This is a genomic window from Streptomyces sp. NPDC002476, assembly GCF_042889785.1.
In the GTDB taxonomy this organism is placed as follows: domain Bacteria; phylum Actinomycetota; class Actinomycetes; order Streptomycetales; family Streptomycetaceae; genus Streptomyces.
The window spans coordinates 28,522-43,759 of sequence record NZ_JBIARH010000018.1; the positions used below are offsets into that span (position 1 = coordinate 28,522).

A 15,238-nucleotide genomic window follows, 5' to 3' on the forward strand; every position below is an offset into this window, starting at 1 on the left:
GCCGACTCGACCTAGTCGCAGTCGCGGCAGATCGGCTGACCGTTCTTCTCCCGTGCCAGCTGGCTCCTGTGGTGCACGAGGAAGCAGCTCATGCACGTGAACTCGTCGGCCTGCTTCGGCAGGACCCGGACGGCCAGCTCCTCGTTGGACAGGTCCGCGCCGGGCAGCTCCAGGCCCTCGGCGGCGTCGAACTCGTCGACGTCGACGGCGGAGGCCGTCTTGTCGCTGCGGCGCGCCTTGAGCTCTTCGAGGCTGTCCTGATCGACGTCGTCGTCGGTCTTGCGTGGAGTGTCGTAATCGGTTGCCATGTCGCTCTCCCCCTCTGGGTGTCTGCGGTGTCTCAGCGCACGTAACGCGTGAGAGGCCGGACTTGTGCCCGACCCGAGGCGGAGATTTTGCCTCACATCAAGGTCTGTTACTCAATCGACACCCAAAAGGACCGCTCGTGAGTGATCGGTCTGGGTGGCGATGGGGACCGTACACGGCCCTCGCGTCGCGCTTCACAGGCGCCACCCCGTGTACTTCCCGTGATATCAGGACCCGAAAACCCCGGCTATTGCCGGATTTCCGACGCGGGCGCCCATCACGGAGCGTTGACGCATAGAAATTCGCTTCTGTGATCGATCACACATGAGCGACTCGGTCACAGGTCACGAAAATTCCGCCCAAAGCGAACAAAGCGCTTAGGGTACGATTCGCCGCGTCGGCGCGCTCAGACGGGCAGTGAGACGCGCATCACAAGGCCCCCTCCCTCGCGGGGTTCCGCGACGATACGGCCGCCGTGGGCGCGCGCCACGGACCGCGCGATCGACAGGCCGAGCCCGACCCCCTTGTCGCTCCCCGTCCGCTCCGTACGCAGCCGTCTGAAGGGCTCGAAGAGGTTGTCGATCTCATAGGCGGGCACCACCGGCCCCGTGTTCGCGACCACCAGCACGGCGTGACCGGACTGCAGCGTGGTGGTGACCTCCACCCAGCCGTTCTCCGGCACGTTGTAGCGCACGGCGTTCTGCACGAGGTTCAGCGCGATCCGCTCCAACAGGACGCCGTTGCCCTGGATGACGGCCGGGGACCACTCGCCACGGATCTCCACGCCCCGCTCCTCGGCCTCGGCACGCGTCTGGTCGATGGCGCGCGAGGCGACCTCGGCCAGGTCGACCGGTTTGCGTTCGACGATCTGGTTGTCGCTGCGGGCCAGCAGCAGCAGGCCCTCCACCAGCTGCTCACTGCGCTCATTGGTGGCCAGCAGGGTCTTCCCCAGCTGTTTCAGCTCCGCCGGCGCCTGGGGGTCGGAGAGGTGCACCTCCAGCAGCGTGCGGTTGATCGCGAGCGGCGTGCGCAGTTCGTGCGACGCGTTCCCGACGAACCGCTGTTGGGCCGTGAAGGCGCGCTCCAGGCGGTCGAGCATCTCGTCGAAGGTGTCGGCGAGCTCCTTCAGCTCGTCGTCCGGGCCGTCCAGCTCGATCCGGCGGGACAGGTCCGTTCCGGCCACCCGGCGGGCGGTGCGGGTGATCCGGCCCAGCGGGGAGAGCACCCGGCCCGCCATGGCGTAGCCGAAGGCGAACGCGATGACGCTGAGGCCGACCAGGGCCAGCAGCGACCGGTTCAGCAGGGTGTCCAGCGCCTGCTGCCGTTGATGGTTGACGCAGGAGTTTATCGCCGCGTTGATGGCGTCCGGCGTGGGGTTCGTGCCGAAGTTGCACACGTCGCTGACGATCCGGCCGCTCACGATCCTGAACGGCAGTTCACTGCCCACGTGCAGGGCCTGGGCGGCCAGCATGTAGATGATCGAGAGCAGCAGGATGCCCGCGATCAGGAACATGCCGCCGTAGAGCAGCGTGAGCCGTATGCGGATGGTCGGGCGCAGCCAGTACGGCGGCTCCGGCTGTTTGGGCTCCCAGGTGGGCTTCGGAGGCGCCGTCGGGGGCGCCGGGACGCTGGGCATCGGCGCTCAGATCCGGTAGCCGGAGCCGGGCACGGTGACGATCACCGGGGGCTCGCCGAGCTTGCGGCGCAGCGTCATGACGGTGACCCGGACGACGTTGGTGAACGGGTCGGTGTTCTCGTCCCACGCCTTCTCCAGCAGCTGCTCGGCCGAGACGACCGCGCCCTCGCTGCGCATCAGGACCTCCAGCACGGCGAACTCCTTCGGCGCGAGCTGGATCTCGGTCTCGCCGCGGAACACCTCCCGCCGGTTGGGATCCAGCTTGATGCCGGCACGCTCCAGGACGGGCGGCAGCGCCACCGTCGTGCGCCGCCCCAGCGCCCGCACGCGGGCGGTGAGCTCGGTGAACGCGAACGGCTTGGGCAGATAGTCGTCGGCGCCGAGCTCCAGCCCCTCCACCCGGTCGCTGACGTCCCCGGACGCCGTGAGCATGAGCACCCGCGTGGGGATGCCCAGCTCGACGACCCGGCGGCAGACGTCGTCACCGTGCACCAGGGGAAGGTCCCGGTCCAGCACCACGACGTCGTAGTCGTTGATCTCGATGCGCTCCACGGCCGCCGCGCCGTCGTACACGACATCGACGGCCATGGCCTCTCGGCGCAATCCGGTGGCCACCGCATCGGCGAGCAGCTGCTCGTCCTCCACGACGAGTACGCGCACGGCGCTGTCCTTCCTCAGAGATTTCACGTTTTCACGTTCAGGCTTCACCACGTCGAAAACGCAGAACGTGCCGATGCGCACACGGTCCGTGAAGCGGACCGCTCATCGACACGGTCATGCGCTGCTCCATCCTGCCCGCAACGCGCATAAACCGGCGGTAAGACGGCGTTCACCGGCCCGGACCCCCAGGAATTCACGGGATTTCCGGGCCAGTTGAGGTTTCTCTGAGGTTCGGGCCGGGGAGGACGCATTCACACCCGAGATCATGCCTCGAATGTGGTGTGCCACAGGCCACTCCGTCCCCGGAGAGTGCGTGATCACCGCCCTACCGCCACCGCGCGGAGGGAAACCCCGGGCACACCCCCGTGCCACCGACCCACGATGAGGGGGCGCATTATGGACGCTTTCACCGCTGGTCTGCTGCAGCGGATCAGGACGACCGAATCCGACCTCACAAGGGCTCGGGAGACGGGCGACGACTTCCTCGCGGATGTCGAGCAGGGCGAACTGGACGACCTGCACCGCCTCGCCGCCGAGCACGGCGTCAAGATCGGCACCACCGGCGTCTGAACCGTCGTGGGAGGGCCCCGGCCACCGTTCGCGGTGGTCGGGGCCCTTCTGCCGCTCCAGGGGCCTCTGGCGGGCCTCTGCGGCCTCTCCCCCGCCCCTCCGCCGCGCGGCCGGCCTCCGGTCGGACGACGGCGCGTCGACGACAGGCCATGAAGGCCGCCCCGCAGCGCGTGGCGGACCGGCGCGCGGCGTCGGATGTGGTGCATCGCAAGGCGCGGGGACGCCTTGCGATGCCGGACGTGCGCGGGCGTCCCGACAGCCGCGGCGAGGTGCCGCAGCTGTCGATGTGCGCCGCCGGGAATTACGGAACAGCCCTCAGTCGTGCCAGGCGCCGTATTCCTCCAGGAGGGCCTGAAGCGGTTCGAAGACGCCCGGCGTCGCGGCGATCGTCAGGTCTCCGTCGGCGGGCCGCCCGGGGCGGCCTCCGGTGCACGCCCCCGCCTCGCGGGCGATGAGGTCACCGGCCGCCAGGTCCCACGGGTGGAGCCCGCGCTCGTAGTAGCCGTCGAGGCGGCCCGCCGCAACGTCGCACAGGTCCACGGCCGCCGAGCCGCCGCGCCGGATGTCGCGCAGCCGCGGGATCAGCCGCCGGGCCACGTCCGCCTGGTGCGCGCGGACGTGGGCGACGTAGTTGAAACCGGTCGAGACGAGCGCCTGGTCGAGCGGTGGCGCGGGCCGGCAGCGCAGAGCGGTGTTCGCGCCGTGCGCCCCGCCGGCGTACGCGCCGCCGCCGAGCACGGCCCAGTACGTCTCCCGGCGCATCGGAGCCTCCACCACGCCCACGATCCGCTCGCCGTCCCGCTCCGCGGCGATGGAGACGGCCCAGGTGGGCAGGCCGTACAGGTAGTTCACCGTGCCGTCGAGCGGGTCGATGACCCAGCGGATACCGCTGCTGCCCGGCGTGCTGGCGCCCTCCTCGCCGAGGAAGCCGTCCTGGGGGCGGCGTTCGGCGAGGAGGCCGGTGATCAGCTTCTCGGCGGCGATGTCCATCTCGGTGACGACGTCGATCGGGCTGGACTTGGTCGCGGCCACGCCCAGGTCGGCCGGGCGGCCGTCGCGCAGCAGCTCACCGGCGCGACGGGCGGCCTCCAGGGCGAGGTCGAGCAGTTCGGACGGGTTCGGATCGGTCACGGCGCTCCAGATTTCGGCGGACGACGGATGTCGGCGGGCGAAGGCGGGTCGCACGGGCGACGGGAGCCACGGCGGGCCCTCGGTCCCGGGCCGGGCGCCCGGGGCGGTGGTGCCGCCGTGCGCCCCGGGCGGATCAGGCGCAAGGGCTGTCGGCGCCCGCGGCTGCGGGCCTGGGTGCCCGGGCCGGACAGCACCCGGCCGGACACAGATCGTGGCTCGGGCCGAGCGCGCCCAGGGCGCAGCGCTCCGGAGCGCAACCCCGCTCGGTCCCGGCCCGCTCCAGCACCAGTTCACGCACGGCCGCCGCGAACCGGGGATCGGCGCCCACGGTCGCGGACCTGCGGACCGGGAGTCCGAGCTCGGCCGCCTTCGCGGTGGCCTCGGTGTCGAGGTCGTACAGAACCTCCATGTGGTCCGAGACGAAACCGATGGGGGCCATCACCACGGCGGAGACACCCTCGCCGTGCAGGCTCTCCAGGTGGTCGCAGATGTCGGGTTCCAGCCACGGGATGTGCGGGGCGCCGCTGCGTGACTGGTAGACGAGCCGCCAGGAGTGTTCGTTGCCGGTCTCCTCGCGCACCGCGTCGACGATCAGCCGGGCGATGTCGAGATGGGCCGCGACGTAGGCACCGCCGTCGCCGTGTCCCTCGACGGGGCCGGAGGTGTCGGCGGCGGACACGGGGATGGAGTGCGTGGTGAAGGCGAGGTGCGCCCCGGCCCGTACGTCCTCGGGCAGGTCGGCCAGGGAGGCGAGGACGCCGTCCACCATGGGCCGCACGAAACCGGGGTGGTTGAAGTAGTGCCGCAGCTTGTCGACGCGGGGCACCGGCAGCCCCTCGGCCTCCAGGGCGGCCAGCGACTCCGCGAGGTTCTCGCGGTACTGCCGGCAGCCGGAGTAGGAGGCGTAGGCGCTGGTGGCGAGGACGGCGATGCGGCGACGGCCGTCCGCGACCATCTCGCGCAGGGTGTCGGTGAGGTACGGCGCCCAGTTGCGGTTGCCCCAGTACACCGGAAGGTCCAGGCCGTGCTCCGCGAAGTCCTTGCGCAGGGCGTCCAGCAGCGCCCTGTTCTGGGCGTTGATCGGGCTGACGCCGCCGAACAGGAAGTAGTGCCGGCCGACCTCCTTCAGCCGCTCCTCGGGGATGCCCCGGCCACGGGTCACGTTCGCCAGGAACGGGACCACGTCGTCCGGGCCTTCGGGGCCGCCGAAGGAGAGCAGCAGCAGTGCGTCGTAGGGAGCGGGGTCACACGGATCGGACATGCCATCGATCCTCCCACTCGCCTCGGACAGTGCTTCCACCGACATCCCCGGCACCGCCTCCGCGCCCCGGCCTCCCGGGCGCCGCCCATCGCCCCGCGACGCCGACCCGCCTATGCGCGCGACCTCTAAGCTGTACCGGCCGCGTGCAGGCGTAACAGACACGTTCGTCACAGGCACGTTCGATCGCATCGCCCCGGAGCCTTCCTTGCCCAGTCCCTACCGCGCGATCTTCGCCGCCCCCGGCAGCAAGCGGTTCTCGGCGGCCGGATTCCTCGGCCGGATGCCGCTGTCCATGATGGGCATCGGCGTGGTGACCATGGTTTCCCAGCTCACCGGCCGCTACGGGCTCGCCGGGGCGCTCTCCGCGACGCTGGCGATGTCGGCGGCCGTGATCGGGCCGCAGATCTCCCGTCTCGTGGACCGGCACGGTCAGCGCCGGGTGCTGCGGCCCGCCACGCTCGTCGCGCTCGCGGCGGTGGCCGGGCTCCTCGTCTGCGCGCAGCAGCGGCTGCCGGACTGGACGCTCTTCGTCTTCGCGGCGGGCGCCGGCTGCGTGCCCAGCGTGGGCTCGATGATCCGGGCCCGCTGGGCGGAGATCTACCGCGGTTCGCCGCAGCGGCTGCACACCGCGTACTCGTGGGAGTCGATCGTCGACGAGGTGTGCTTCATCTTCGGGCCGATCATCTCGATCGGCCTGTCCACGTCCTGGTTCCCGGAGGCGGGCCCGCTGCTCGCAGCGGTGTTCCTGCTGGCCGGCGTGTTCTGGCTGACCGCGCAGCGCGCCACCGAACCCGTCCCGCACCCGCGCGAGCAGCACACCGGCGGTTCCGCGATGCGTTCCCGGGGTCTGCGGGTGCTCGTGGTGACGTTCATGGCGACCGGGGCGATCTTCGGGGCGATCGACGTGGTGACGGTGGCCTTCGCCGAGGAGCAGGGGCACAAGGCGGCGGCGAGTCTCGTCCTGGCCGTGTACGCCCTGGGGTCCTGCGTGGCCGGGGCCGTCTTCGGCCTGCTGCGGCCGGGCGGGAAGCCGTCCACCCGGTGGCTGCTGGGTGTGTGCGCGATGGCCGTGAGTATGATCCCCCTCCAACTGGCCGGGAGCCTGCCGTTCCTGGCCGTGGCGCTCTTTGTCGCGGGCCTCGCCATCGCACCGACGATGGTCACCACCATGGCCCTCGTCGAGCAGCACGTACCGCGCACCGCACTGACCGAGGGCATGACCTGGACCAGCACCGGGCTCGCCGTCGGCGTGGCACTCGGCTCCTCGGCCGCCGGCTGGGTGGTCGACGCCTCCGGGGCCGAGGCGGGGTACGCGGTGCCTGCCGTGGCGGGAGCGCTCGCGGCCGCGGTGGCGTTCCTGGGGTACCGCCGGCTCAGCGGGCCGGCCGCTACGGGAGGGCGTGGGGAAGATGACCGGAACCGGCGCACGGACGACGACGAGCGCGTGGCGTAACTGGGCGGGGAACGTCACGGCGCGTCCGACGCGGGCCGTGACCCCCGCCTCGGCGCCCGAACTGGCCGAGGCGCTGCGCCGGGCCTCCGAGGACGGCCTGCGGGTGAAGCCGGTCGGCTCCGGGCACTCCTTCACCTCGGTGGCGGCCACCGACGGACTGCTGATCCGCCCCGACCTGCTCGCCGGCATCCGGGAGATCGACCGCGAGGCGATGACGGTGACCGTCGGGGCCGGCACGACGCTGGAGCGGCTCAACACCGTCCTGGCGCGGGAGGGCCTCTCGCTCACCAACATGGGCGACATCATGAAGCAGACGGTCGCCGGCGCCACATCGACCGGCACCCATGGCACCGGCCGTGACTCGGGGTCCATATCCGCGCAGATCCGCGCCCTCGAACTGGTCACCGCCGACGGGCGGGTGCTGACCTGTTCGGAGAAGGAGAACGCCGACATCTTCGCCGTCGCCCGGATCGGGCTCGGCGCGCTGGGCGTCGTCACGGCGATCACCTTCGCCGTGGAGCCGGTCTTCCTGCTGACGGCCCGTGAGGAGCCCATGAGCTTCGACCGGGTCACGACCGACTTCGACCAGCTGGTCACGGAGAACGAGCACTTCGAGTTCTACTGGTTCCCGCACACCGGCAACTGCAACACCAAGCGCAACAACCGCAGCGCGGGACCGGCCGCGCCTCCCGGGAAGGTCAGCGGCTGGATCGAGGACGAACTCCTCTCCAACGGGGTCTTCCAGGCGGCCTGTGCGGTCGGCCGGGCGTTCCCCGCGACGATCCCGTCGATCGCCAGGGTCTCCAGCCGCGCGCTCTCGGCTCGTACGTACACCGACATTCCTTACAAGGTCTTCACCAGTCCGCGCCGGGTGCGCTTCGTGGAGATGGAGTACGCCGTGCCGCGCGAGGCTGCCCTGGAGGTGCTGCGGGAGGTCAGGGCTATGGTCGATCGCTCTCCGCTGCGGATCAGCTTCCCGGTGGAGGTGCGCACCGCACCCGCCGACGACATCGCGCTCTCCACGGCCTCGGGCCGGGACAGCGTGTACATCGCCGTCCACATGTACCGGGGCACGCCCTACCAGGCGTACTTCACGGCCGTCGAGCGGATCATGACCGCCCATGCCGGCCGGCCGCACTGGGGCAAGATCAACACCCGTGACGCGGAGTACTTCACCGAGGTCTACCCGCGCTTCGGCGAGTTCACCGCCGTACGCGACCGGCTCGACCCGGACCGGCTGTTCGGCAACGCCTATCTGCGCCGGGTGCTGGGCGACTGACGACCTGGGGAGCAAGAGGGAGCGGGCTCCCGACGCCCTGCGACTCCGCCTTCCGCGTCGTCGTCGGTCACCGACGCCCCTTCCCCAAGCTCTCAGCTGCTTTCGAGCAGGGGCCCCATCCGCCTCCCTAGTGCCGGTCACGGCACTAGGGAGGCGGCGTCCGGTGCGGTGCATCGCAAGGCGGAGGGGCGTCCTCGTAGGGGGCGTACGTGGACGATCCCGACAATGCGGCGAGGCGCCGCGCCAGACGCCGCAGGCCGGACGGGGCTTTCGAAACACGCCCTGGCCAGACCCTGTCGTCGAAGTGCCGTCGTGCGGCCGGAGGCCGGGCCGAGGGGACGGTGCCGGAGGGCACCGCCCCCTCGGTCTCATCGGCCGGTTTCGGTGCCGGTGGTGGCCTGTCCGCCCTGCGCCGGGGCCTGCCCGGCATCCGTGGGCTGCGGGGCGACGCCGTCCTCGCCGGGGGCCGACGGGGCGGGTGTGGTCGCCGGGGACGGACCGGTCCCCTCGCCGCTGCCGCCGGGCCGCGTGGCGCTGGGCGCCGGATCGGCCGGGGCGCGGCCGTCCTGACCGGAGTCGGGGTTCCGGGTCTGCCCGCCGCCCGGGGCCGTGCCGGGGGCCTCGCCGCTCTCCTGCCCCGGCGTCCGGTCCCGGTCCGGGCCGGTGCCGGTGCCGGTCGACGGCGCGGGGTCGTTCGTCCCGGAGTCCCGTGCGCCGCCGCGTACGACGGAGCCCACGGTGGTGCCCCGGCCACCGCTCAGGTCGCTCCCGGAGACCAGTTCGTACGTGGTGATCCCGGCCATGGCCACGGCGAAGACCACGGCCGCCCCGGCAGCGGAACGCTTCCAGCCCCGGAACCGGGTGCCGTGCGTGGTGGCCTCGGAGAACTCCTCGTCGGGCGACCCGTCCCGGCCCGGGCGGACCGCCGCGAGCGGCCGGGTCGCACCGAACGGCCCGGTCGGCCGGGTGGGGTCCTGATCGGTGTCCACGGCGCGCAGCACGGTCGTGGCATCCACGGCGGGAAGCATGGTTGTCGCGTCCATGGCGGGGAGCACCGTCGTGGCGTCCTCGGCCCCGTCGTGGCCCGGCTCCGGCGAGGACCGCCGTTCCCCCCGCGAGGCCCGCGCGTCGCCCGCCCTCCGGTTCCGCCCGGCCGCCTCGCGGCCCTGGTGCTTCGCCTGGACCGTGGCCTCGCGGATCTGCTCCCCCGTGCGACGGAAGAAGTGCTGGAAGACGGAACCGCCGCACGTGGCGACGACGCTCATCACCCCCGCGCCCAGGATCGTTCCGTAGACACCCAGCTGGGAAGCCGCCACCGCCGCGGCGACCGCCGCCACGGCACTGCCCGCCACCTGCGGCAGGCTCAGATCTATTCGCTTTTCCTTGGGATCCGTGTCACTTTCCGGCTTCTGCACCATTTCCAGCCCTTGATTGACATCTCTCCCACCATGCAACAGAAAGGGACATCTGAGCGAAGTGATTAGTTCCGCTTCGGGAGATTCTGTGAAGCAGAACACGCGCAAGGGGCATACGGTCCCCGGCTGGGTAGCTCAACTGCCGCACCCGACGACGACTTCGACGGCGCGGCGGTCCACTCACGTGGCCCGAATGGAGTACTGTGACGAGCCCTGAGCCGGATTCCCGCACGGGTGTCCGGGATCTTCGGGAAGGGGGCCGCAAGGAGGCACTCGAACCGGCGGCGCCGCGGCATCGCACGGGGACCGACTACATGATGTGACCAGAAGTCCACTTCATGTTGCACAATGGGTCACCGTGTCATACCGGCGGTCAAGGGCTCACGCTCGACACACCGGGCAACACGGCAATGTTGTGGCAGGCTGCACCCGGGCAGGCCACACTCGACTAGCGGAAGCAGCGACGCACGTGACGTCGGCAGGCACCACCCGGGAGGTCCCCATGCCCGAACTGCGTGTCGTGGCCGTCTCCAACGACGGCACACGACTGGTGCTCAAGGCTGCGGACAACACGGAGTACACGCTTCCGATCGACGAGCGGCTGCGAGCCGCCGTGCGCAACGATCGTGCGCGGCTGGGCCAGATCGAGATCGAGGTGGAGAGCCACCTCCGCCCGCGCGACATCCAGGCGCGGATACGGGCGGGCGCCTCCGCCGAGGAGGTCGCCCAGTTCGCCGGGATCCCGGTCGACCGTGTCCGCCGCTTCGAGGGCCCTGTCCTCGCGGAACGCGCCTTCATGGCCGAGCGCGCCCGCAAGACCCCCGTACGCCGTCCCGGCGAGAACACCGGCCCCCTGCTCGGCGAGGCGGTGAAGGAGCGGCTGCTGCTGCGCGGCGCCGACAAGGAGACCGTCCAGTGGGACTCGTGGCGCCGTGACGACGGCACCTGGGAGGTCCTGCTGGTCTACCGGGTCGCGGGCGAACCCCATTCGGCGAGCTGGGCGTACGACGCGCCGCGTCGGCTGGTCCAGGCCGTGGACGACGAGGCGCGTTCGCTGATCGGCGAGACCGACGAGGTCGCCGCGCCCGAGCCGACCTTCCCGTTCGTGCCCCGGATCGCCCGGCTGCCCCGCGACCGGCCGCTGGACCGCTCCCTGGACCGCCCGTTGGAGCGCCCGTCGGTCCCGGCCCCCGTGCCCGACCCCGAGGAGCACGTGGGCGGCATCTCGTCCGGTGAACGCGACTCGCTGACCAGCCTGCTGGAGGCGGTTCCGAGCTTCCGCGGCGACATGGTCGTCCCGGAACGGCCCGAGCCCCCCGTCCCGGACCCGGTCGCGGAGGAGCCGGAGGCCGACGAGTCACCCGCGGCAGCTGCCTCCGCGGGTGCCGGTTCCGCCTACGCGGATGTGCTGATGCCGCGGGCGGTGGCGGGACACCGCGACCGGCTGATCGGGACCACGGACCGTCAGGCCGAGGCCGACGGCGTACGGCCGGGCCGCCGGGCGGCGGTGCCGAGCTGGGACGAGATCGTCTTCGGCACGCGCCGAAAAAAACAGGACTGAACGGGCCGATCGCAGCATGACGAGGGCCCGTACGCCACGGCGTGCGGGCCCTCGTGCCGTGTCCTCCGCGCGCGGCACGGGAGAAACGTGTGCCCCGGGAGCGACGCACCGCACGCAAGCGGCACACGGTCCGGAAGAAGCGCGTGACACGGAAGGAACGACGGGAGCAGCGGGCGGCCGGACCACGTCCCGGCCGCGCGCCGCGCTCAGTCCGGCGCGCCTCGCGTCAGCGGGGGTCGCGGCCCGTGGCGACCGGGCGGGTCCCGTCGGCGGTCCACTCGGACCAGGAGCCCACGTAGAGCGCCGCCGGAATCCCGGCGACGGCCAGGGCCAGCACCTCGTGGGCGCCCGAGACGCCCGAGCCGCAGTAGACACCGACCTCGGACGCCCGGTCGGCGCCGAGCTCACCGAAGCGGGCCGCCAGCGAGGAGGCGGGCAGGAACCGGCCGTCCTCTTCCACGTTCTCGGTGGTCGGGGCCGAGACGGCGCCCGGGATGTGGCCGGCCACCCGGTCGATCGGTTCCACCTCGCCCCGGTAGCGTGCGGCGGCCCGCGCGTCGAGCAGCAGACCCGACCGGGCCAGCGCCGCCGCCCCGTCGGCGTCCAACAGCGGCACGGCGCCGGGCACCGGCCGGAAGTCGCCCTCGTCCGGCATGGGGATCTCCGTGTCGAGCTTCCCCTCCCAGGCCGCGAGGCCGCCGTCCAGCACCCGGACGTTCTCGTGCCCGGTCCAGCGCAGCAGCCACCAGGCGCGGGCCGCCGCCCAGCTCTGGCCGCCGTCGTACACGACCACCGGGGTGTCCGCGCGGACACCGGCCTTGCGCATGGTCGCGCCGAACTCCTCGGGGTCGGGCAGGGGGTGGCGTCCACCACTGCCCGCCGGACCGGCGAGGTCCGCGTCCAGGTCGACGAAGACCGCGCCCGGGATGTGTCCGGCCTCGTAGTCCGGACGGCCGTGCGGGCCGCCCTGCTGCCAACGTACGTCCAGGAGCACCGGCGGACGTGGCCCCGCCAGCTCGCTCGCGCATTCGGGCGCGGTGATGATCGGCTTCATGGGAACCATCCTCGCGCAGGAGCGGTCCCACCCGTAACACCGTCACACCACCGAACCGGACGTACCGCATGTTTCCGGCCTCTCTGTCGAGATCCCGGACGATGCGGCGCGGCCGGGCCGCATGGAGCGCCGGGTGGTGCGAGCATCTGCACGGGGCGCGCACCACCCGCGCCGCACCACGGCGCACGGCCCTGTTCCCCCCGTACGGCCACCACGATGGTCCGAGGAGAGAGTGACGATGACCGAGGCTCCCGCCCGGCGCACACCCGGAACACCTTGCTGGGTGAGTCTGATCGTGCACGGCTTGAGCACCACAGAGGATTTCTACGCCGGTCTGTTCGGCTGGGAGTTCGCGCCGGGCCCGGACCAACTGGGTCCGTACGTCCGCGCGTCGATCGGCGGAAGGGTGGTCGCGGGCATCGGGCAGCTGCCGTCCGACCGCCTCCTGCCCGTGGCCTGGACAACGTATCTGGCCTCCGACGACGCCGATGCCACGGCGGAGCTGATCCGCTCCTGCGGTGGCACGGTCGCCGTGGGGCCGCTCGACACGGGCGAGGCGGGACGACTCGCCGTCGCCGCCGATCCCGGGGGCGCGGTCTTCGGGATCTGGCAGGCCGCCGCGCATCTCGGCACGGCGCTCTCAGGCACCCACGGCACCCCGGTCTGGAACGAGCTGCTGACCCGTGAGACCTCGACGGTCTGCAAGTTCTACCAGACGGTGTTCGGCTACGAGGCGGAGGCGATCGTATCGGCTGGCTTCGACTACCAGACGCTGCGTCTGCGCGGTCGTCCGGTCGCCTCGCTGCACGGCGTGGGTCATGCCCTCCCCCGCGACCGCGGGCCGCACTGGATGACGTACTTCGAGGTCGACGACACCGACGCGACCGCTCGTCGTGTGGTGGACCTGGGTGGGTACGTCCTCCAGCCGCCCCGCGACGGCTCCTTCGGCCGGATCGCGACCGTGGCGGACCCCGAGGGCGCCGTGTTCACGATCGTGCGGTCACCCGACAGGCTCTGAACCGACGGGCTCCAGGCCGGGGCGTCAGCCGGTCCGGAGCCGTTCGACATGGCGGCGGGCGGGGCCGGACAACCGGGCGTGGAGCTCGTCGAAGAGATCGGACGCCTCGGTTCCGCTCCATTCGGCCGGCAGCAGCTCCCGCGCGACACCGGGGTCGAGGTAGACCAGCCGGCGCCAGTCGGTGATGACCCTGATGTACGTCGTGAACGCCTCGCTGTCGGTGACCCGGTCCCCGCTCGCGATCCGCTCGGTCACCGGCCGGTACGCCGCGAGGAACTCGGCGTAGAGCCGCTGGAGCCGGACGGTGTCCCACCAGATGCGCACCTTCGCGGCCAGTTCCGCGCGGCCCGCCCGGCCCCTGCTCGCCTCGCACTCGCCCTCGGGCGCGTTCCCGACCGGGATCCCGGCCTCCGTCCTCCCGGCCGCGGGAAGGTGGTCGGCCCGGAAGAGGTCGGTGTAGGAGCGCAGCCCGTGCCGGGCCAGCATGTCCTCCGCCTCCTCGTACACATGACCCGGTGCGATCCACACCCCGGCGGACACGGATCCGAAGCCGAGCCTGGTCAGCTGGGTGCGCAGCGCGTGCCGCCTGGCGCGCTCGGACTCGGGCACGGAGAAGACGACGAGCACCCAGCCCTCGTCGACGGTGGCGCGCCGCGCCGCGAAGATGCGCGGATCGCCGTCGCGCAGGACGCGTTCGGTGTCCGGCGAGATCCGGTATCCGGCCGCCCCGGACACCGTTTCCGCTTCGAGGATTCCGGCGCGCTTCAGCCGGGAGACGGAGGACCGCACGGTCGGCCCCTCGACGCCCAGGTCGGCGAGCAGCCGGATCAGCGAGGCCACGGGCATCCAGCCGCCGGTGTCGCGCGCGTACAGCCCGTAGACCGTCACGATCAGCTGCCTCGGCTGCGCCTTGCCCGGGGATCCCGGTCCGGGCGCGGACTCTTCCCCGCTCGCCGTGTTCACGGCGTCATCCTCGCCGAGTTCGGCGGCCCTGGCGAGCCAGATCGCCGCTTCGTCCTCGAAGCCGTCCAGCCAGCCCCTGCTGCCGGGCCCCGGCGCAAGGGCGCGGCCGGTGGCCCAGGCGCATGCAGAAAGCACCGGGGAGTCCAGCAGCAGCCGTCCCTCATCGGTGACGGTCAACGCGAACAGGGCGCTCTCGCCGTCCATCCGCCCGTCGTGGTCCTTCCTTGAACACGTCGACCGGCTCCACTCCTCCATCCAGCGTCGGCCGGCCGGCCCGGCGTACCGCACGACGACCACGGACATGCCGCCGCTGAGCGCTGCGGCCCGACACGCTCAGCCCAGGCCCGGCACCGCAGACTGCGTGGCCATCAGCGAGCCCGCGAACCAACGCTCATCCGCACGCTTCACGGAAAGTCCCTCCTGGCGGCAGTGTTCCACCAGCCGGTCGAAGATCAGGCGCTCCAGGCCGTGCTCGACCAACCGGGCCCGAAACTTCGCCGGCACCGCGAAGTCGAACCCCGGATCGGTCAGCTCCAGGCCGAGCACGTACTTCCAGTCGATCGCCCGGACCACCATCCCGGCTGCCTGGCGGTCGGGGAGTGCGAGCCGTTCGAGGGCGGTGTTGATCTCGACTGTCCAGGGCCGGTGGCGGGCAAGGCGGAGGATGCGACGTCGACCGCTGGTGACGAGCTGTCGGCGGCGGAGAACAGGCGGAACCGCAGGCGGCGCGGTCCCCGGAGCCGGGCCCGGCCGGTCAGGGCGAGCATGGGCATCCAGGCCAGCAGATCGAGCGCGATCCGGGCGATCTCCAGCCAGACCTGGTTCTGCGCGGTGTCGTGCAGGGGAAGGTTCCGCACCATAGGGGACCCCTCCTCCCCGGCCCCTGCCGGGGCCGGGCTCAGAGGTGCCCACCACTCGGGGACAGGTCCCC

Annotated in this window: 14 protein-coding genes and 1 pseudogene; 5 read left to right on the top strand and 10 right to left on the bottom strand. The window is 71.9% G+C overall.

From position 1 onward, the window contains the following. Positions 1-11: 11 nt before the first annotated feature. The 3 genes from ACFYXM_RS21070 to ACFYXM_RS21080 form a co-directional block, all read right to left on the bottom strand. Entirely contained in the window at positions 12-308 is a 297-nt protein-coding gene (locus ACFYXM_RS21070) for a DUF4193 domain-containing protein (protein WP_003965732.1), read from the bottom strand. Between the two features lie 404 nt (positions 309-712). Then, complete coding sequence (locus ACFYXM_RS21075) at positions 713-1,942, bottom strand: sensor histidine kinase (protein ID WP_389291310.1); 1,230 nt, start codon at positions 1,940-1,942, stop codon at positions 713-715. A 6-nt stretch (positions 1,943-1,948) separates the two neighbouring features. Continuing rightward, on the bottom strand, positions 1,949-2,602 hold the full coding sequence (locus ACFYXM_RS21080) for a response regulator transcription factor (protein ID WP_389291467.1): 654 nt from the start codon (positions 2,600-2,602) through the stop codon (positions 1,949-1,951). A 396-nt stretch (positions 2,603-2,998) separates the two neighbouring features. Here ACFYXM_RS21080 and ACFYXM_RS21085 point away from each other — a divergent pair, with 396 nt between their 5' ends. Then, complete coding sequence (locus ACFYXM_RS21085; RefSeq protein WP_199883344.1) at positions 2,999-3,172, top strand: hypothetical protein; 174 nt, start codon at positions 2,999-3,001, stop codon at positions 3,170-3,172. Positions 3,173-3,487: 315 nt separating this feature from the next. Here the strand turns inward: ACFYXM_RS21085 and ACFYXM_RS21090 are convergent, their stop codons facing one another. Together ACFYXM_RS21090 and ACFYXM_RS21095 are read right to left on the bottom strand one after the other, a co-directional pair. Next, a complete protein-coding gene (locus tag ACFYXM_RS21090; protein WP_389291313.1) occupies positions 3,488-4,303 on the bottom strand; it encodes an inositol monophosphatase family protein in 816 nt (271 codons plus the stop codon). A gap of 133 nt (positions 4,304-4,436) precedes the next feature. Further along, positions 4,437-5,564, bottom strand: a complete 1,128-nt coding sequence (locus ACFYXM_RS21095; RefSeq protein ID WP_389291314.1) for a ferrochelatase — start codon at positions 5,562-5,564, stop codon at positions 4,437-4,439. Between the two features lie 205 nt (positions 5,565-5,769). Between ACFYXM_RS21095 and ACFYXM_RS21100 the strand changes: the two genes are divergently transcribed. Both ACFYXM_RS21100 and ACFYXM_RS21105 read left to right on the top strand, forming a co-directional pair. Then, the gene (locus ACFYXM_RS21100) at positions 5,770-7,017 is read left to right on the top strand and encodes an MFS transporter (RefSeq protein WP_389291316.1); all 1,248 of its coding nucleotides are present in this window, start codon (positions 5,770-5,772) and stop codon (positions 7,015-7,017) included. Beyond that, positions 6,974-8,296, top strand: coding sequence for a D-arabinono-1,4-lactone oxidase (locus ACFYXM_RS21105; RefSeq protein WP_389291318.1), 1,323 nt, complete (start codon positions 6,974-6,976; stop codon positions 8,294-8,296). The genes ACFYXM_RS21100 and ACFYXM_RS21105 overlap by 44 nt, the downstream gene beginning before the upstream one ends. A gap of 368 nt (positions 8,297-8,664) precedes the next feature. Here ACFYXM_RS21105 and ACFYXM_RS21110 read toward each other — a convergent pair whose 3' ends face one another. Continuing rightward, a complete protein-coding gene (locus ACFYXM_RS21110; RefSeq protein WP_389291320.1) occupies positions 8,665-9,714 on the bottom strand; it encodes a hypothetical protein in 1,050 nt (349 codons plus the stop codon). A 499-nt stretch (positions 9,715-10,213) separates the two neighbouring features. Here ACFYXM_RS21110 and sepH point away from each other — a divergent pair, with 499 nt between their 5' ends. Continuing rightward, the gene (gene sepH / locus ACFYXM_RS21115) at positions 10,214-11,272 is read left to right on the top strand and encodes a septation protein SepH (RefSeq protein ID WP_389291321.1); all 1,059 of its coding nucleotides are present in this window, start codon (positions 10,214-10,216) and stop codon (positions 11,270-11,272) included. Positions 11,273-11,498: 226 nt separating this feature from the next. Here sepH and ACFYXM_RS21120 read toward each other — a convergent pair whose 3' ends face one another. Continuing rightward, entirely contained in the window at positions 11,499-12,326 is an 828-nt protein-coding gene (locus tag ACFYXM_RS21120) for a sulfurtransferase (RefSeq protein WP_389291323.1), read from the bottom strand. Positions 12,327-12,564: 238 nt separating this feature from the next. On the opposite strand from ACFYXM_RS21120, the gene ACFYXM_RS21125 reads away from it, so the two are divergent. Next, on the top strand, positions 12,565-13,344 hold the full coding sequence (locus ACFYXM_RS21125; protein ID WP_389291325.1) for a VOC family protein: 780 nt from the start codon (positions 12,565-12,567) through the stop codon (positions 13,342-13,344). Between the two features lie 24 nt (positions 13,345-13,368). Here the strand turns inward: ACFYXM_RS21125 and ACFYXM_RS21130 are convergent, their stop codons facing one another. From ACFYXM_RS21130 to ACFYXM_RS21140, 3 genes and pseudogenes are all read right to left on the bottom strand, one after another. Beyond that, the gene (locus ACFYXM_RS21130; protein ID WP_389291327.1) at positions 13,369-14,511 is read right to left on the bottom strand and encodes a PaaX family transcriptional regulator C-terminal domain-containing protein; all 1,143 of its coding nucleotides are present in this window, start codon (positions 14,509-14,511) and stop codon (positions 13,369-13,371) included. Positions 14,512-14,640: 129 nt separating this feature from the next. After that, complete coding sequence (locus tag ACFYXM_RS21135; RefSeq protein WP_389291469.1) at positions 14,641-14,853, bottom strand: hypothetical protein; 213 nt, start codon at positions 14,851-14,853, stop codon at positions 14,641-14,643. 51 nt (positions 14,854-14,904) lie between these two features. Then, positions 14,905-15,164 (bottom strand): annotated as a pseudogene (locus tag ACFYXM_RS21140) (transposase); the annotation flags it as partial. Between the last annotated feature and the right edge of the window lie 74 nt (positions 15,165-15,238).